At 70.0% G+C, this 14,371-nt stretch carries 23 protein-coding genes and 1 pseudogene; 10 read left to right on the top strand and 14 right to left on the bottom strand.

The window, feature by feature from the left end; genetic code table 11:
• Positions 1-82: 82 nt before the first annotated feature.
• From B7C62_25115 to B7C62_25100, 4 genes and pseudogenes are all read right to left on the bottom strand, one after another.
• Positions 83-727 (bottom strand): hypothetical protein, encoded by a 645-nt coding sequence (locus tag B7C62_25115; protein ID ARF75155.1) that lies wholly within the window; start codon positions 725-727, stop codon positions 83-85.
• A 152-nt stretch (positions 728-879) separates the two neighbouring features.
• Positions 880-1,308, bottom strand: a complete 429-nt coding sequence (locus B7C62_25110; protein ARF75154.1) for a phosphotyrosine protein phosphatase — start codon at positions 1,306-1,308, stop codon at positions 880-882.
• Entirely contained in the window at positions 1,301-2,407 is a 1,107-nt protein-coding gene (locus B7C62_25105; GenBank protein ID ARF75153.1) for an arsenical-resistance protein, read from the bottom strand. Before B7C62_25105 ends, B7C62_25110 begins: the two co-directional genes overlap by 8 nt.
• 158 nt (positions 2,408-2,565) lie before the next feature.
• Positions 2,566-2,925, bottom strand: a pseudogene (locus B7C62_25100) (transcriptional regulator).
• Positions 2,926-3,005: 80 nt separating this feature from the next.
• Between B7C62_25100 and B7C62_25095 the strand changes: the two are divergent.
• The 4 genes from B7C62_25095 (at position 3,006) to B7C62_25080 (ending at position 4,572) form a co-directional block, all read left to right on the top strand.
• Positions 3,006-3,488, top strand: a complete 483-nt coding sequence (locus B7C62_25095; protein ARF75152.1) for a glyoxalase/bleomycin resistance/dioxygenase family protein — start codon at positions 3,006-3,008, stop codon at positions 3,486-3,488.
• A 90-nt stretch (positions 3,489-3,578) separates the two neighbouring features.
• A complete protein-coding gene (locus B7C62_25090) occupies positions 3,579-3,773 on the top strand; it encodes a hypothetical protein (protein ARF75151.1) in 195 nt (64 codons plus the stop codon).
• A gap of 9 nt (positions 3,774-3,782) precedes the next feature.
• Positions 3,783-4,241 (top strand): DNA-binding protein, encoded by a 459-nt coding sequence (locus B7C62_25085; protein ID ARF75150.1) that lies wholly within the window; start codon positions 3,783-3,785, stop codon positions 4,239-4,241.
• 4 nt (positions 4,242-4,245) lie between these two features.
• The gene (locus B7C62_25080) at positions 4,246-4,572 is read left to right on the top strand and encodes a hypothetical protein (GenBank protein ID ARF75149.1); all 327 of its coding nucleotides are present in this window, start codon (positions 4,246-4,248) and stop codon (positions 4,570-4,572) included.
• Between the two features lie 34 nt (positions 4,573-4,606).
• On the opposite strand, the gene B7C62_25075 is transcribed toward B7C62_25080, so the two are convergent.
• The 5 genes from B7C62_25075 to B7C62_25055 all read right to left on the bottom strand — a co-directional run bounded on the left by B7C62_25075 (position 4,607) and on the right by B7C62_25055 (position 7,278).
• Positions 4,607-5,131 (bottom strand): hypothetical protein, encoded by a 525-nt coding sequence (locus B7C62_25075; GenBank protein ARF75148.1) that lies wholly within the window; start codon positions 5,129-5,131, stop codon positions 4,607-4,609.
• Between the two features lie 149 nt (positions 5,132-5,280).
• The gene (locus B7C62_25070; GenBank protein ARF75147.1) at positions 5,281-5,712 is read right to left on the bottom strand and encodes a hypothetical protein; all 432 of its coding nucleotides are present in this window, start codon (positions 5,710-5,712) and stop codon (positions 5,281-5,283) included.
• A gap of 162 nt (positions 5,713-5,874) precedes the next feature.
• Positions 5,875-6,147: a hypothetical protein gene (locus B7C62_25065; GenBank protein ARF75146.1), complete on the bottom strand. Its 273-nt coding sequence runs from the start codon at positions 6,145-6,147 to the stop codon at positions 5,875-5,877.
• Positions 6,148-6,237: 90 nt separating this feature from the next.
• Positions 6,238-6,837: a hypothetical protein gene (locus B7C62_25060; GenBank protein ID ARF77366.1), complete on the bottom strand. Its 600-nt coding sequence runs from the start codon at positions 6,835-6,837 to the stop codon at positions 6,238-6,240.
• Between the two features lie 195 nt (positions 6,838-7,032).
• Entirely contained in the window at positions 7,033-7,278 is a 246-nt protein-coding gene (locus B7C62_25055) for a hypothetical protein (GenBank protein ARF77365.1), read from the bottom strand.
• A gap of 233 nt (positions 7,279-7,511) precedes the next feature.
• On the opposite strand from B7C62_25055, the gene B7C62_25050 reads away from it, so the two are divergent.
• The 3 genes from B7C62_25050 to B7C62_25040 all read left to right on the top strand — a co-directional run bounded on the left by B7C62_25050 (position 7,512) and on the right by B7C62_25040 (position 10,147).
• Positions 7,512-8,483 (top strand): methionine ABC transporter ATP-binding protein, encoded by a 972-nt coding sequence (locus B7C62_25050; protein ID ARF75145.1) that lies wholly within the window; start codon positions 7,512-7,514, stop codon positions 8,481-8,483.
• 95 nt (positions 8,484-8,578) lie between these two features.
• Entirely contained in the window at positions 8,579-9,340 is a 762-nt protein-coding gene (locus B7C62_25045) for a hypothetical protein (GenBank protein ARF77364.1), read from the top strand.
• Between the two features lie 6 nt (positions 9,341-9,346).
• Entirely contained in the window at positions 9,347-10,147 is an 801-nt protein-coding gene (locus tag B7C62_25040; GenBank protein ID ARF75144.1) for an ABC transporter permease, read from the top strand.
• Positions 10,148-10,197: 50 nt separating this feature from the next.
• Here B7C62_25040 and B7C62_25035 read toward each other — a convergent pair whose 3' ends face one another.
• From B7C62_25035 to B7C62_25015, 5 genes are all read right to left on the bottom strand, one after another.
• On the bottom strand, positions 10,198-10,404 hold the full coding sequence (locus tag B7C62_25035; GenBank protein ARF75143.1) for a DUF397 domain-containing protein: 207 nt from the start codon (positions 10,402-10,404) through the stop codon (positions 10,198-10,200).
• An 86-nt stretch (positions 10,405-10,490) separates the two neighbouring features.
• The gene (locus B7C62_25030; protein ARF75142.1) at positions 10,491-11,057 is read right to left on the bottom strand and encodes a GntR family transcriptional regulator; all 567 of its coding nucleotides are present in this window, start codon (positions 11,055-11,057) and stop codon (positions 10,491-10,493) included.
• Between the two features lie 54 nt (positions 11,058-11,111).
• Positions 11,112-12,137, bottom strand: coding sequence for a transcriptional regulator (locus B7C62_25025; GenBank protein ARF75141.1), 1,026 nt, complete (start codon positions 12,135-12,137; stop codon positions 11,112-11,114).
• Positions 12,138-12,236: 99 nt separating this feature from the next.
• Positions 12,237-12,446: a DUF397 domain-containing protein gene (locus B7C62_25020; GenBank protein ARF75140.1), complete on the bottom strand. Its 210-nt coding sequence runs from the start codon at positions 12,444-12,446 to the stop codon at positions 12,237-12,239.
• A complete protein-coding gene (locus tag B7C62_25015) occupies positions 12,443-13,282 on the bottom strand; it encodes a transcriptional regulator (protein ID ARF75139.1) in 840 nt (279 codons plus the stop codon). The genes B7C62_25020 and B7C62_25015 overlap by 4 nt, the downstream gene beginning before the upstream one ends.
• Positions 13,283-13,390: 108 nt before the next feature.
• On the opposite strand from B7C62_25015, the gene B7C62_25010 reads away from it, so the two are divergent.
• Genes B7C62_25010 through B7C62_25000 form a run of 3 tightly spaced genes read left to right on the top strand, consistent with a single transcriptional unit; the run spans position 13,391 to position 14,345 of the window.
• Positions 13,391-13,654, top strand: coding sequence for a hypothetical protein (locus B7C62_25010; protein ARF75138.1), 264 nt, complete (start codon positions 13,391-13,393; stop codon positions 13,652-13,654).
• Positions 13,651-13,974 (top strand): hypothetical protein, encoded by a 324-nt coding sequence (locus B7C62_25005; protein ARF75137.1) that lies wholly within the window; start codon positions 13,651-13,653, stop codon positions 13,972-13,974. Before B7C62_25010 ends, B7C62_25005 begins: the two co-directional genes overlap by 4 nt.
• A complete protein-coding gene (locus tag B7C62_25000; GenBank protein ID ARF75136.1) occupies positions 13,971-14,345 on the top strand; it encodes a hypothetical protein in 375 nt (124 codons plus the stop codon). Before B7C62_25005 ends, B7C62_25000 begins: the two co-directional genes overlap by 4 nt.
• The last annotated feature ends 26 nt before the right edge of the window (positions 14,346-14,371 follow it).

Below are 14,371 nucleotides of genomic sequence, written 5' to 3'. Positions count from 1 at the left end.
CGTGCGTCCGGCACGGTGGGCGGCGCTGTGCGTGTGGGCGGGGCGGGGCCGACGGCCCCGCCTGCGGGCACTGCGGGCGGTCTCAGCTGCGGGCGGTTCCCCTGGCGTTGGCGGTGGTGAGCGTCTCCGTCCCCGCGTACGCGGCGGTGTACCCGGCCTCGGTGACACCTTCCGCCTCACAGGCGGCGCGGCCGGTGTCGTCGGTCTCGGCGTGGCACAGTGCGCTGCCCTGCGGGTCGAGGAAGACGACCGGCGCCTGGTACAGCGGCTTGTCCTCCCAGGTGACGACCGCGGAGAGTTCGGTGGTGGGAGAGAGGGTCACCGCGGCAGCGGTCAACCGGGTCTCCGCACCCTCCTTCTCCGCGTTCCGCGGCCAGTCGCACACGTTCAGCCGCAGGTTGAACAGCAGCCCCTGGGGGCAGTCCATGACGTACGGCACACCGTTGCTGCACTCCGCGAAACCGGCCGCCGTGTTGCCGAGGGGCGCGTAGACGGAGGCGTCCTCAGGGTCGACGGCCGGACAGACCCGCAGGGCCTGCTGCGACCGCTCGGCGGACTCGACCGCGGTCGCGGTCCAGACGGGCGAGATCAGGCCGAGGGTGGCTGCGGCCAGCACGGCGAGGGACTTCACGGGGGTGCGCACGATTGCTCCGTTTCGGAAAAGGAACGTCGAAGAACACCCCTTTCTATCACTCCAGGCATTCACTCGATCACCATGAGTGACCATTCCGGTTCGGCCGAACAGCCCTGGCAGCCGAGGCAGTTACGCGGAAGAGGGCCGCCGGGCGCCGGTCGGCGCACCGTGATTCACAAGCCCCTGGACGCGGGCACCGCGCTGATCCCCGAGCCGGGCGACCACCCCGTACAGGCCCGCCCGCGTCAGGCGTGTTCGGGCAGCAGCTCGGCGAGCAGGCCGCGAACGCGCCGTTCGATCTCGTCGCGGACGGGCCGCACGGCCTCGACACCGAGCCCGGCCGGGTCGTCGAGCTGCCAGTCGAGGTAGCGCTTGCCCGGGAAGACGGGGCAGGTGTCGCCGCAGCCCATGGTGATCACGACGTCCGACGCCCGTACGGCGTCGGCGGTCAGGACCTTCGGCGTCTCGGCGGACAGGTCGATACCCACCTCCGCCATCACCCGCACGGCGGCCGGGTTCACGGCGTCGGCCGGTGCGGACCCGGCGGAGCGGACCTCGACCTCACCCCGGGAGAGGTGGGCGAGGAAGGCGGCGGCCATCTGCGAACGGCCGGCGTTGTGGACGCACACGAACAGTACGGACGGCCTGGGCACGGACGGCCTGGGCTCAGACATGGGCGGAACTTTCCGGGGAGAGGGCCGGTCCGGCCGTCGGGGCGGGCCGGGGGAAGAAGCGGCGGGCGGCCAGGGCGACATGGACCAGGCCGATGAGAACGGGGACTTCAACGAGAGGTCCGACGACCCCGGCGAGAGCCTGGCCGGAAGTGGCGCCGAAGGTGGCGATGGCGACCGCGATGGCCAGCTCGAAGTTGTTGCCCGCAGCGGTGAACGCCAGCGTGGTCGCCTTCGGGTGGTCGAGCCCCACGGCGCGGCCGACGGCCATGGACCCGGCCCACATGAGAACGAAGTACACCAGCAGCGGCACCGCGATCCGGACGACGTCGAACGGCTTCGAGGTGACGGCCTCGCCCTGGAGGGCGAACAGCACCACGATCGTGAACAGCAGCCCGTACAGGGCGAACGGCCCGATACGGGGGATCAGCCGCGTCTCGTACCAGGTGCGCCCCTTGGCCCTCTCGCCCAGGCGGCGGGTGAGGAACCCCGCCACCAGCGGGATGCCGAGGAAGATCAGCACGCTGCGCGCGATCTCCCACACGGACACGTCGAGCGCGGCCTGTTCCAGGCCGAGCCAGCCGGGGAGCAGCGAGAGGTAGAACCAGCCGAGCAGGCCGAACGCGACCACCTGGAACACGGAGTTCAGGGCGACCAGGACGGCGGCGGCCTCGCGGTCACCGCGGGCGAGGTCATTCCAGATGATCACCATGGCGATGCAGCGGGCGAGGCCGACGATGATCAGGCCGGTGCGGTATTCGGGCAGGTCCGGCAGGAAGATCCAGGCCAGCGCGAACATCAGGGCCGGGCCGACGACCCAGTTCAGGACCAGGGACGGGATCAGCAGGCGCCGGTCACGGGTGACGGTGCCGAGGCGGTCGTAGCGGACCTTGGCGAGCACCGGGTACATCATCACGAGCAGGCCGAGCGCGATCGGCAGCGAGACGCCGGTGACAGTGACCTTCGCGAGCGCGTCCCCCAGCCCGGGCACGAGGCGGCCCAGACCGAGGCCGGCGGCCATCGCGACGAGAATCCACACGGTCAGGAAGCGGTCCAGGAAGGACAACCGCCCGGCGACGACCCCGGCGGGCCCGGTGCTCATGAAGCGGCCGCGGCGGGTGCGGCGCCCCTGGCGGGTGCGGGCTTCTCCGGGGCAGCACCGGACTGCTGTACGGCCCCGGACTGCTGTACGGTCCCGGGCTCCACGACCCCGGTCTGTTGTACGGCCCCGGGCTGCGCGATCCCTGCCCGGGACTGCCCGGCGGGCCGGGTGAGGATCGCCGCGAGGTGGTCGGTCGTCTGTGGCAGCAGCCGGTAGTACACCCAGGTTCCGCGCCGCTCGGAGTCGATGAGCCCGGCCTGCTTCAGCAGTTTGAGGTGGTGGGAGATCGTCGGCTGGGACAGGTCGAAGGCGGGCGTGAGGTCGCAGACGCAGACCTCCCCGCCCGCACGGGAGGCGATCATCGACAGCAGCCGCAGCCGGACCGGGTCACCCAGGGCCTTGAACACCTTCGCCAGCGTCTCGGCCTGGCCTTCGTCCAGGGGGGTGGCCAGCAGGGCGGGGCAGCACCCCTCGGCGGCGGCGTCCTGGCCGAGCACCACGAGCTCTTGTTTCGACATGCTTCTATGTTGACATTCTTCGATGCAGAGCACAAGGTTGCATCGACAGACATCGATACAACCCAACCAGGGAGACCGTCATGTCCCGTGCCCAACTCGCCCTCAACGTCGCCGACCTCGAAGCGTCGGTCACGTTCTACTCCCAGCTCTTCGGCGTCGAGCCCGCCAAGCGCCGCCCCGGCTACGCGAACTTCGCGATCACCGCCCCGCCGCTCAAGCTCGTCCTCATCGAGGGTGAGCCGGGCCAGGAAACCCGCCTGGACCACCTCGGCGTGGAGGTGGAGACCACCGACGAGGTCAGCGCCGCCACCACCCGGCTCAAGGAGGCGGGCCTCGCCACGTTCGAGGAGAACGACACCTCCTGCTGCTACGCGCTCCAGGACAAGGTGTGGGTCCACGGCCCCGGCAAGGAGCCGTGGGAGGTCTACGTCGTCAAGGCCGACGCCGACCAGCTCACCAAGACCCCCGCACCCGAAGGCGGCGCCTGCTGCACCAGCGGGAGCGAGGCCGCCGAAACCGTGACACCCGAGCCGACGGCAGCGGGCTGCGCCTGCGGCAGCTGAGCCCGGAGCAGCAGGCAGCCGCACCACAGGCGGCCTCCCCGGCGGGATGAGCGCCGGGGAGGCCGCCCCTCGCCCACAGGGTCCATCCAGATGATCCACATCTTCAAGATGTTGCGTTTGTTGCGGATACTGCGGATACTGCGGATAGCGGGTCAGTCACTGGGCACCACCGGACCCGTCGCCACTGCCCTCACGTCAGTGGGCTTCATGTTTGCGCCAAAACTCATGAGGCCCGCCATCGTCGTCAGCTCTCCGCCGCGCCAACGGCGGTCGGCCCACACCTAGGGGCGCCCCATGACAAAGACCGACCTTCGTCCGGTCAAGCTTCCGGACGACAAGAAGGAAGCCGCCAACCACGCCCTCGCGCGGGTTCGGACGTACTTGGCGGAGCATCAAGAAGCGTCCCAGGTCCGCGTCAGCGTTCAGGGGGAGAACTCTGAACCCCTGATCCTCCCCCGCGAGGCCGTGGAGCTTCTCGCGTCGCTCCTCGCCCACCTCGGCGCCGGCCGCGCCGTGTCCGTCGTTCCCTCCGACGCCGAACTCACCACCCAGCAAGCCGCCGACATGCTCAACGTGTCCCGCCCTTTCCTCATCGGGCTGCTGGAGGCGGGGGAAATCGAGTACAGGACCGTCGGCACACACCGCAGGATCACCGCGTCCTCTCTACTGGAGTACAAGCGTCAGGACGACCACCATCGCCGCCTGGTGGCGGACGAGCTCACTCAGCTCGGCCAGGAGATGAGAATGAACTGAGGCCATGGCCTTCACCGCCGTCTACGACGCCGACGTTCTGTACCGGCACGTTCTCGCGGCGGCTGTCCGCGCGAAGGCTCAGGTGATCGTCACGTTCAACCTCAAGGACTTCCCGGCCGACAAGTTGTCGGTCTGGGACGTCCAGGCTGTCCATCCGGACGCGTTCATCGAAGCGCAGGTCGGCCTGTCGCCCCAGTTGGTCTACGGGGTGCTGACACAGATAGCGGACGCGTGGATGGTGCCCCCTGACGCGGTGGTGTCCGATGTGATCGCCTCGCTGGAGCGGGAGGGCCTGGTCGCTTCGGCCGCAGCGCTGCGAGTGATGCGGTAGAGGCGCCATCGCGCGACCGCTTCACCTCGTCGTGTCAGGCCGTCGCTGTCGTCCCGTCACCGAATCTGGCGGCCTGCATGCGCCGCGCGGCCGTGGCGGCGTCGCCCTCCGGGGTCCAGTCCTTCGGCCGGCAGCCCTCCAGGACGCGTTGTACGGGGGTCCATCCGGCCCACCGAGGGGCGTCCCAGCCCGGCGGGACCACCAGGGCCGGGATCTGCCGATAGTGGTCGGTCCTGACCTCGTCCCAGGCATGGATGACCAGGCCGTCGCCCACGCACAGCCCCACATGGCCCCAGTTCTGCCGCCGGCCGAGCATCTCGCCGTGGAAGTCGTAGAACACGAAGGCCCCGGCCGGAGGCTCCCCGTCGTTGTCCCGCGCCGCGTACAGCGCGGCGGACTCGGCGGCGAAGTCGCCCCCGAACAGCTCCAGTTCGTTGGACCGTTCGTAGGCGTCCTCCACGAAGGCCAGACAGCGGGAGGCGTAGGACGTCGTCCCGAGGTGCTGCCGCGCCCAGGCGATGGCGTTCTCCGTGCGCACGGTCTCCACGTGCTGTTCCATGGAAGCTCCTTCAGTGAGTTCGGGCGCCGGACGAGCCGGTGGTGGCGGCCGTCATGGTCGGCATCATGGCCGTGGGCCGCGCATCACGCACCCGACTTTCGCCCCGCACCCCGCCCGAAGCCCCGCAGGCACCGGTCCCTCCCCCGCCGTCAGGACGACGCCGCCACCCGCGCCGCCTCCAGCTCGGCCACCAGCCGTGTGACCCGCCGGTTCCGGGTCCGGCCCCAGCTGTGGCCCCCGAGCATCAGCAGCTGGTCCGTCCCGCCGGAGGCCAGCACCAGCTCCGGGACGTCGGACGAGTAGACCGTGCCCGGCACGACGGCCACCCGCACCTCCCGGATGTCCGCCCACGCATGAGAACGCGCCCCGAACAGCCCGGAGTACCGCACCCCCGCCGGACCGTAGGAGACCCCGAGCCCCGGCGCGCGCAGCGTCAGCAGCACACCCGGTACGCCGACGACCGCGACCGGGATCAGATGGATCACCCGGTCCGCGCCCGCCGCCATCACTCCGGCGACCAGGAGGCAGGCGCCGCCCATCAGGAAGTAGCCGAGCGCCCAGAAGGTACGCCTCTTCCTCACCCGACGTACCCGCATACCTGCCCCACCCCATCACCCGCAGCTCACGGACAAGCATACGAACGCACCGCATCCCGGGGTGTCCGGAGCAGCGTCAGGCCCCACCGCGCCGAGCGCGGTGGGGCCTGTCCTCCTGTACCCCTCAGCCAGAGAGGTCACCCGGGGTCACATGCTGGCGAACACGGCTCCGAGGATCATGCCGCCCACCATGCCGACGGTGCTCACGACGATGGCGATGGTGGAGAGGCGCTCGTGCCGGACGGTCTTCGCGATGATGGCCAGGATCACGCCGGTCAGGCCGATGACGACGGGCAGGAAGAGCAGCCCGATCACACCCAGGACCATCGCGAAGATGCTGGCCACGTTGTTGGCCGCGCCGCTCTGCGGCGTGCTCCGGTGCGGCCGGTCGGCCGGCTGGTCGGTGTAGTGCGTAGCCATCTGTCGCTCCTTCGGGACGGTCGCTGCGAGACCCGGTCCCGATCGGACCGGCCTGACGGTCGGGTACCCCCGACTCCGGCGACAACACGGTCATTTGCCGGATGGATATGTCCGACCCTCCGGTTCGGCACCGCCGGGGGAACCCGTGCCCGTCACTGACGTACGGCGGCTCAGCGCCTGCTCGACCGCGTCGAGGCGGCGGCGCTGCCGACGCATGGTCAGGGGGTTGATGAGGAAGATCCCCGACAGGGCGAGGTACTGGAAGGCCCTGAGGTACTCGCGGGTCGCGACGTGGATCGCGGCGCTCGTGAGCATCAGGAACGCCGCACCGCCCATCAGCCACCACACCAATCGGCGCTGCTGGACGTCCAACGCACGCCGTGCCCGTCCGGCGATCTCGATCGTGGCCGGGAGCTCCGCCGGGTCGTCCGGCACCTCACCGCGCTGGATCTGCCGGGCCACCCGCACGTACCGCCCGGCGGACAGGCCCACCTTCGTCGCCCGGCGGCTCGCCCACCGCCACCAGATCAGGGCGCCGACCACTGCCGCCAGGATGAAGGAACCGGCTACCAGCAGCCCCGAGAGGACGCTCACACCGTCCTCCCCGCCGAAGACCGCTCCCGCCAGGAAGCCCGCCAGCGCCGCCGTGGCGACCACGGCGAGGACCGCCCCGGCCGCCCCCGCCCGCACCCGTCGCTTACGTCCGCCTCCGGTCGCCCCGGTCGCCCCGGTCGCCCCAGCCATCCCCGCCCCTCCGGTCATCCCCGCCCCTCCGGTCGCCCCCGTCACCCCAGCCATCCCCGCCCCTCCGTCACCGTCTCCTCCCCCACCCCTCCCGGCAGCCACCCTCCGCCGCACCGGGCATCGGGCATCGGACATGGCCCCCTAGACCTGCTGCGGGTGCCCCCCGTCCCCCTCCACGACGAGCCTGTCCGTACCGGGCTCCTCCGCCCCTTCCACGACCGTCACATCGACCGTCCCGTCACCCGTGGTGTCGAACTGGTACAGGTCCGCCGTGCCGTCGCCGGTCGTGTCGGTGACCCACACATCGGGCTTTCCGTCGCCGTTGGTGTCCGCGCTGAGGAGGACGTGATGCTCGCCCCCCTGAGTCACCTGAGCTCCCTGAGTCACCTGAGCCCCCTGAGCCACGGACGTCTCCTTGATGCCGCCTTCGATGCTCTCTTCGGTGTCCATGGCGGCCGGTTGCCCCTCCGGTGCGCTTCGAAACCGTGCGAGGGGGGCGACGGTGCCGGAGCTCCAGGAAGGGGCGGAAAAAATGATTGGACTAGACCAACGCTGGCATGCACACTCTCAGATCGGCCCACCCGACAGGGCCGGGCTCGGCCCGCTCCAGGAAGGCGTACATGCCCGTCATCGAAGTGGCAGACCTCGTCAAGGAGTTCAGCCGGACCAAACGGCAGGAGGGCAGCTTCGCGGGCATCCGTACGCTGCTGACGCGTGAGCAGGTCGTCAAGCGTGCCGTCGACGGCGTGAACTTCACGGTCCAGCAGGGCGAGATGGTCGGCTACCTCGGCCCCAACGGCGCGGGCAAGTCCACCACCATCAAGATGCTCACCGGCATCCTCGTCCCCACCTCCGGCACGGTCACGGTCGCCGGTGCCACGCCCTGGCGGGACCGGTCCCGCAACGCCCGCCGGATAGGCGTGGTCTTCGGCCAGCGCAGCCAGCTCTGGTGGGACCTGCCGCTGCGCGACTCGCTCTGGCTGATCAGCCGCCTCTACGACGTACCGGAGGCCCGGTTCCGCGAGCGGCAGCGGCAGTTCAGCGAGGTGCTCGGCCTCGGCCCGTTCCTCGACACCCCCGTACGCCAACTCTCCCTGGGCCAGCGGATGCGCGGCGACCTCGCCGCCGCGATGCTCTACGACCCGGACATCCTCTACCTGGACGAGCCGACCGTCGGGCTCGACGTCATCGCCAAGGAGCGGATACGGACCTTCGTCGGCGAGCTGAACCGCGAGTCGGGGACGACGGTCGTCCTCACCACCCACGACCTCGACGACGTCGAGGAGCTCTGCGACCGGATCATCCTCATCGACCATGGCAAGGTCGCCTACGACGGCGCGGTGGGCGAGCTGAAGACGCGTTACGCCCCGCACCGCGAACTCGTCGTGCAGACCGACCGGTTGGAGAGCGTCGAGGGTGCGGAGGTCGTCCGCCGCGAGGACGGCAAGGTGTGGCTGCGCTTCGACCCCGTACGCACTCCGCCCGCCGAACTGGTGGCCGCGGTGCTGGCCCAGCACCAGGTGACCGACCTGTCGATCGTGGAACCCGAGCTGGAGAGCGTCATCCACCGGATCTACGCGGACCGCGGATGAGCGCCCCGACGGCCCCCGCCGCGCCTCAGCCGCCCTCCGCCGCCGCGAAACGGCCACGGGCGACGCCGCTCCGGGCCCATCTCGCCTGCGCCCGGATGGAGTTCCGCACCGCCCTCACGTACCGCACGTCCTATCTGTCGTCCTTCGCGATGATGCTGCTCCAGATCTGGCTGCTGACGGTGGTCTGGAGGGCCCTCTACGACGGCCGTACGGAGGTGGACGGGCTCAGCCTCGCCACCATGACGGCGTACGCGACGCTGACCACGCTCCAGTACCAGCTGGTCAGCCCGTGGCGCTCCTCCCCCATCGACCAGCGGGTACGGGAGGGCAAGGTCGCCGTCGACCTGCTACGGCCCGTCGGCTTCCCCGGGCAGATGCTCGCGGGCCAGCTCGGGTGGGCGTCGTCCGCCGTCCCGGTCCTGCTGGTGGCCCTGCCGTTCGCGCTGCTGATCGGGGCGGGCCAGGCCCCCGCGTCCACGGCGGCGGGGTTCGCCTACCCCGTGGCCCTGCTCGGCGCGCTGCTCGTGAACCAGTTGCTCGGGCTGCTGCTCGGCATGGTCTCCTTCTGGACCCTGGAGGTGACCGGCGCCCTCATGGCCTACCGGTTCATCGCGCAGTTCTTCTCCGGCGCCCTGGTCCCGTTGTGGTTCATGCCCGGCCCGGTCCGGGTGGCCGCGGAGTGGCTGCCCTTCCAGGCCACCGCGTACACCCCGGCGGCCGTCTACCTGGGCCAGATCGAGGGCTCCGGCATCGCGGTCGCCCTCGGGGTCCAGCTCGCGTGGATCGCCGCGCTCGGCGCGCTGTCCGCGTTCGTCTGGTCGCGCGCCCGGCGCCGTGTCATGTCGCAGGGGGGATGAGGGACGATGCGAGGACCGCGTGTCTATCTGCTGCTGGCCGGTGCGGCGTTCCGCGCCGAGTTCCAGTACCGGGGGAACCTGTTCATCAACATCATCGGCGGCCTGTTCTACCAGGGCGTCGGACTGGCCTTCATCTGGGCGGTGCTGGACCGCTTCGGGCAGGTCGGCGGCTGGGGACTGGGCGAGATCGCCTTCCTGTACGGGATCAGGCTCACCGCCCACGGCCTGTGGCTGCTCCCCGGCCACCAGCTGATCCACGTCGACGAGGTCGTCATCGAGGGCGAGTACGACCGCTACCTCGTCCGCCCGGTACCGCCCCTGGTCCAGCTCCTCACCCGCAGGGTACGGCTGAGCTCTCTCGGCGACCTGGCGGGCGGAGTGGTCCTCCTCTCCATCGCCTCGGCCTCCGCCCCGGTCGACTGGTCACCGGGAGCCATCGGCTTCCTCCTGCTCGCGGTGGTGGGCGGCGCACTGGTGGAAGGCGCCCTGCAACTGGCCGCCTCGGCCCTGGTCTTCCGGATGAAGCGGGTCTCCCCCATCAAGTTCGCCATCGACATGATCTTCAGCGACTTCGGCAACTACCCGCTGAAGATCTTCGGCCCGGTGGCGGGCTTCGGCCTGACCTTCGTCTTCCCGCTGGCCTTCGTCGCCTATCTGCCCGCGACCGTGCTGATGGACCGGGGAGAGGAGCTGGCGGTACCGGAGTGGCTCGCCTGGGGCGCCCCGGGTATCGGCGTGGTGCTCATGTACGCCGCGTACCGCTTCTGGGAACGGCAGTCCCGCCATTACGAGAGCAGCGGGCACTGAGCGGGTCCGCCGGCCGGGGCTTCACCGAGCCCCGGCCCCGGCCCCCGGTGTCACACGGCGTCGAACGTCCCGGCCCGCACGCCTGCGACGAACGCGGAGAACGCCCCCGTACGGACGTCGACCACCGGACCGCCCACGCACTTCGAGTCCCGGACCGGCACGACGCCCCGCGAGGCGACGAGATTGACGGCCAGCTCGACGCAGTTGCCGCCGTTAGCGCTGTACGAGGACGTGAACCACTGCGGGTGCTCGGTCATCGCGAAGTTCCCCTTCGTAGGCGGAGGTTCCACCATGCACGGCACGACAGGACGGCACCAGAGGGCCTCTGGCCGACGTGAGGCCCTCACGCGTCGAAGTCGTACTCCAGTACATAGGCCGCCGCGTCGAGGACCATGTCGTTGACCTCCACGGGACGGCGGCCCTCCTCCGCGAACGCGGTCCGGCAGACGAGCATGACGGGCGTCCCGGCCGGAAGACTCAGCTTCGACGCCTCCTCCGGCAGAGGCATACGGGAGCGGATCTCCTCCCGGAAGCGGACCGGCCGGTGGCCCAGCTCGGCCAGCCGTGCGTAGATGCCTCCGGGGCCCGTGTCCGGCTGAGTGATGGCTGAGCCCCCGACCAGGGACGCGGGAAGGTACGACGTCGACAGCAGCACCGGCTTACCGTCCAGCACGAACCGGCGACTCCTGACCCAGGCCCGCTCCCCCGCCCCAAGGCCGAGCACCCTCGCCACGCTCTCCGGTGCAGCCCCCTCACGCACCTCCACCTGGTCCACGACCAGTTCCCGGCCATCGCCGAGATCCGCTTCCCAGACGGAGCGCCCGGTCCCCCACTGCTCACGCGCCAGCCGCTGAATCCCGCGCCGCCTGAGCGGCTGGAAGTCCCGGACCACCCCCCACTCCTTCCGCACGTCTGAAAGCCCTTCACCCTGGAAGTACGTACCACGCCTGCCTTCCCTGGTTCGTCATGCCGGAATCAGCTCAGGCCGGACGGTCTCCCGAGCCCGCTCGTACAGCGCTTGGGCATCGTGGTTCCTGATGTGCGGGCGGATGAGGTTGAACATGTCGGTCATGCGCTTGTCGATGCGCCCCGAGTTGACCAGGGGATAGTCGTCCAGCGCGAACCCCCACGTCTTGCAGGCGGCTTCGAGGTGCCCCGTCGACAATTGGCGCTCGGCGAGGATCGCTCGCTCCTTCACACGCGTACGGCGATAGACGCTGTACCGCAGCCGGTCCGATTCCTGCATGGCGACAACGGCGCCGTGTACGTCGCCCATTTCGAACCGCACCTGGCTGGTGTGATAGCTCAGGGACGCAGGGTCGTACGAGCCGAAGGTCTTTCCCCGGGCTTCAGCCTTGTCCATGGCGAATTCGGCTTCCTGCAAGTACATGAGGGCTGAGCGGCGGTCACCGGTCTGCGCTGCCGCGTGGGCCTGTTGTCCGGCGAGGAAGGCGCGCATCCGGGGTCCGGCCTGAGGGGACGCAGCCGCTGCGGCGTCCGCGAGGCGCATGGCCACCGGCCCTTGCCCCAGATCCACGGCCTGCACGCTCATCCCTCGGAGCGTGGTGCAGAACGTCAGGTGATCCTCCGACGCTCCGGCAAGCTCCAGTGCCTGGAGATAGTAGCGCTGGGCGAGCCCGTGCAGCCCTTCGTCGACCGCCATGTATCCCGTGAGGTAGCAGAGGTCCGCCGCCGCCGACATCATCGCTCTGCGTACGTCGTCGGAGCCGCTGGTCCGCAGGAACGGCACAACCGTGTTCACCAGAAACGCTGCGGCGAGGGGGCGGGCGACGCGCCCCCCGAACTGATCATCCATTGAGGAGAGTTGCTCGGTCATGGCGGAGACGGTGTGCACGTCGGACAAGCCGATGCGCGTACGAGCTCCTAGCTGCGCGGCCTCCATACGGCCCACTGCGTCCGGCCGATCCGGCAGGGTGAGCACGACAGGCAACAGGGCAACTCCCAGCACGCTACGGCGAGAAGGGTCCATATCCGACCTCCGCAAGTCAGGGCACGGCGACTCCGGTCATACCCAGACAGCAGGACGCCCCACCGCACTGCAAGCGGTGGGGCGTCCTGGGTCGGCTCGTCAGACGGCGTCGAGCGCTCCGGCCTGCACGCCCGCGACGAACGCGGAGAACGCGGCGGTACGGACGCCGACCACCGGACCGTCCACGCACTTGGAGTCACGCACCGGGACGATGCCCTGCGAGGCGACGAGATTGGCGGCCACCTCGACGCAGTCACCGCCGTTCGAGCTGTAGGAGGACTTGAACCAACGGGGGGATTCGGTCTTCACGAGGTGCCCTTTCGCAACTGGCTGATCCTGGCCGCAGACGCCGCCTTCGACAACGCCTCGCCCTGCATTTGATGGTAGGTCGTGAACATCGGCGCCACCAATGACGTTTCACGCTCGACGTACCCCTGAGCCTGCGATTCGGCGTACGCGACGATGGAGCGGTCGTCCATGGTCAGCAGGTTGACCGGCAGATGGAACGCCCTGCGCACCCCCATGCTGAACGGCGCGACCTGGATGATCCAGTTGGGCCGCGCGGCCACCTCCTCCAGCCGTTGCAGCTGGGCGTCCATGACCTCCGGCCCGCCGACGGCCTGATGCAGACAGCTCTCATCCATGACGACGAACACCATGGGCGGCCGCGACCGAACCAGTGCCTCTTGCCGCTCCGCCAGGAACGCGACGCGCTCATCAGCCTGTTCAGCGGTGATGGACCCACGTTCAACGTCCCCGTAGGCCACCGCCCGCGCGTACTCCGGAGTCTGTAACAGCCCCGGAACCAGGCCCAGGTTGTAGAGCCTGATCTCCACCGCCCGCCCCTCGTACCCCACGTACTCGGGGAAGCCCTCCAGCAGCGCCCCGCTCCTCATCTTGGCGTACTCGCGCTCGAAGGAATCGGGCGTGTTGGTCGTACCAAATGCCTGGTCAGACTTCCGCGAAAACCGCAGAGTTGGCGGTTTGCGAACAGTTTCCACGGCCGAGATGTGCTGGCTGGAGTACCCGATCTTCGGGGCCAGCATGTCCTGGGTCCACCCCCGCTCCTCGCGAAACTGCCGGATACGGGCACCGAACGCCGCCTGCGGGCTGCTCTCCGGCTCCAGTTGCTTGATGTTGACCATGCCGCCCCCTTTGATCCTTCCTTCAACTTCAGCCAGTTGAAGGGTTCTTCACGGTAGGTCAGCCTGAGTCGCCTCGGTAACCGTTCAGCGGCAGAGAGGAGCCGATCGGTGTACGGCGTGAACGCTTGCCCGAATCCCGAGGAACCACCCCCCGACCTCCCCGCCCCCGGAACCCTCCTGGTGGACACCAGCCGCAACAACCGCGTGGGCGAGTTCCAAGGACTCGCCGGCTGCTACTGGGCACTACGCCCCATCGGCGGCGGACGGGAGTGGGAGGCCGACCCCCGCCACGTACGACCCGCACCCCCCACAGAGCAACTGCGTTCCCACACCGCGCGGATGAACACCAGCAGCCGGGGTGAGGCCCGGTGAACACCCTCGCCCGGTTACGGGTCCGGCTCACCCTCGCACTCGGGGCCGCCGAGGTCCACCTGCGGCGCCACCTCCCCCGCCTGATGTGGGCGTTCACCCGCCGCCGGACCGCCCCCGACGCCCCCTTCGCCGAGCTGCAACGCATCGAGACCGACCCCGCCTACCGGGCCCTGTTCCTCGCCCGGCTCAACGCGGCGATCACCGACCGGGACGCGGAACGCGAGGCGGTGGTGCACGCGATCGAGGCGGCGGCCGAACACCTCCGGCACCTCGTCACCGACCCCAACTCCGTCTCCGGCGACCACGGGCGGGCCGCATGACCCACACCCGCTATGCCGCCCAGGTCACCCTCTCCCACGGCCACCGCTCCGCCTCGCTCGGAGGCATCACCGTACGCAACCGGCGACTCGTCCTCCTCTGGCTCCGCAGGCAGGCGCTCCGCCTCGCCGACGGACACGGATGCGGGGGCACCGTACGGGACGCGGCACCCAACGACGTACGCCCCGTACTCTTCCGCAGCTCCGACGCCCCCGAAGGGTTGCGGTTCTGGGCCACCGACGGCCGCCGCCAGGACGACGCGATACGCACCCTCGAAGCCGGATTCCCGCTCCAGTTCACCGTCCTCGACCCCGCCGTCGAGCTGACCCTCACCCTCGCCGGGTGGCACGGCTCCCCCGCCGGGCACCCGTAAACCCCTCTCAGAAGACAAGGCCCCCG

This window comes from Kitasatospora albolonga (assembly GCA_002082585.1).
In the GTDB taxonomy this organism is placed as follows: domain Bacteria; phylum Actinomycetota; class Actinomycetes; order Streptomycetales; family Streptomycetaceae; genus Streptomyces; species Streptomyces stephensoniae.
This window is presented reverse-complemented; position numbering and strand designations above follow the sequence as displayed.

Excerpts from the sequence above, each read along its gene's own strand:
- B7C62_25025 (ARF75141.1), bottom strand. The coding sequence starts at position 12,137 with ATGGACCCTTCTCGCCGTAGCGTGCTGGGAGTTGCCCTGTTGCCTGTC.
- B7C62_25090 (ARF75151.1), top strand. The coding sequence starts at position 3,579 with ATGATCCACATCTTCAAGATGTTGCGTTTGTTGCGGATACTGCGGATA.
- B7C62_25045 (ARF77364.1), top strand. The coding sequence starts at position 8,579 with ATGGAGTTCCGCACCGCCCTCACGTACCGCACGTCCTATCTGTCGTCC.
- B7C62_25080 (ARF75149.1), top strand. The coding sequence starts at position 4,246 with ATGGCCTTCACCGCCGTCTACGACGCCGACGTTCTGTACCGGCACGTT.
- B7C62_25065 (ARF75146.1), bottom strand. The coding sequence starts at position 6,147 with ATGGCTACGCACTACACCGACCAGCCGGCCGACCGGCCGCACCGGAGC.
- B7C62_25040 (ARF75144.1), top strand. The coding sequence starts at position 9,347 with ATGCGAGGACCGCGTGTCTATCTGCTGCTGGCCGGTGCGGCGTTCCGC.
- B7C62_25015 (ARF75139.1), bottom strand. The coding sequence starts at position 13,282 with ATGGTCAACATCAAGCAACTGGAGCCGGAGAGCAGCCCGCAGGCGGCG.
- B7C62_25075 (ARF75148.1), bottom strand. The coding sequence starts at position 5,131 with ATGGAACAGCACGTGGAGACCGTGCGCACGGAGAACGCCATCGCCTGG.
- B7C62_25085 (ARF75150.1), top strand. The coding sequence starts at position 3,783 with ATGACAAAGACCGACCTTCGTCCGGTCAAGCTTCCGGACGACAAGAAG.
- B7C62_25110 (ARF75154.1), bottom strand. The coding sequence starts at position 1,308 with ATGTCTGAGCCCAGGCCGTCCGTGCCCAGGCCGTCCGTACTGTTCGTG.
- B7C62_25115 (ARF75155.1), bottom strand. The coding sequence starts at position 727 with ATGGTCACTCATGGTGATCGAGTGAATGCCTGGAGTGATAGAAAGGGG.
- B7C62_25105 (ARF75153.1), bottom strand. The coding sequence starts at position 2,407 with ATGAGCACCGGGCCCGCCGGGGTCGTCGCCGGGCGGTTGTCCTTCCTG.
- B7C62_25000 (ARF75136.1), top strand. The coding sequence starts at position 13,971 with ATGACCCACACCCGCTATGCCGCCCAGGTCACCCTCTCCCACGGCCAC.
- B7C62_25095 (ARF75152.1), top strand. The coding sequence starts at position 3,006 with ATGTCCCGTGCCCAACTCGCCCTCAACGTCGCCGACCTCGAAGCGTCG.
- B7C62_25035 (ARF75143.1), bottom strand. The coding sequence starts at position 10,404 with ATGACCGAGCACCCGCAGTGGTTCACGTCCTCGTACAGCGCTAACGGC.
- B7C62_25050 (ARF75145.1), top strand. The coding sequence starts at position 7,512 with ATGCCCGTCATCGAAGTGGCAGACCTCGTCAAGGAGTTCAGCCGGACC.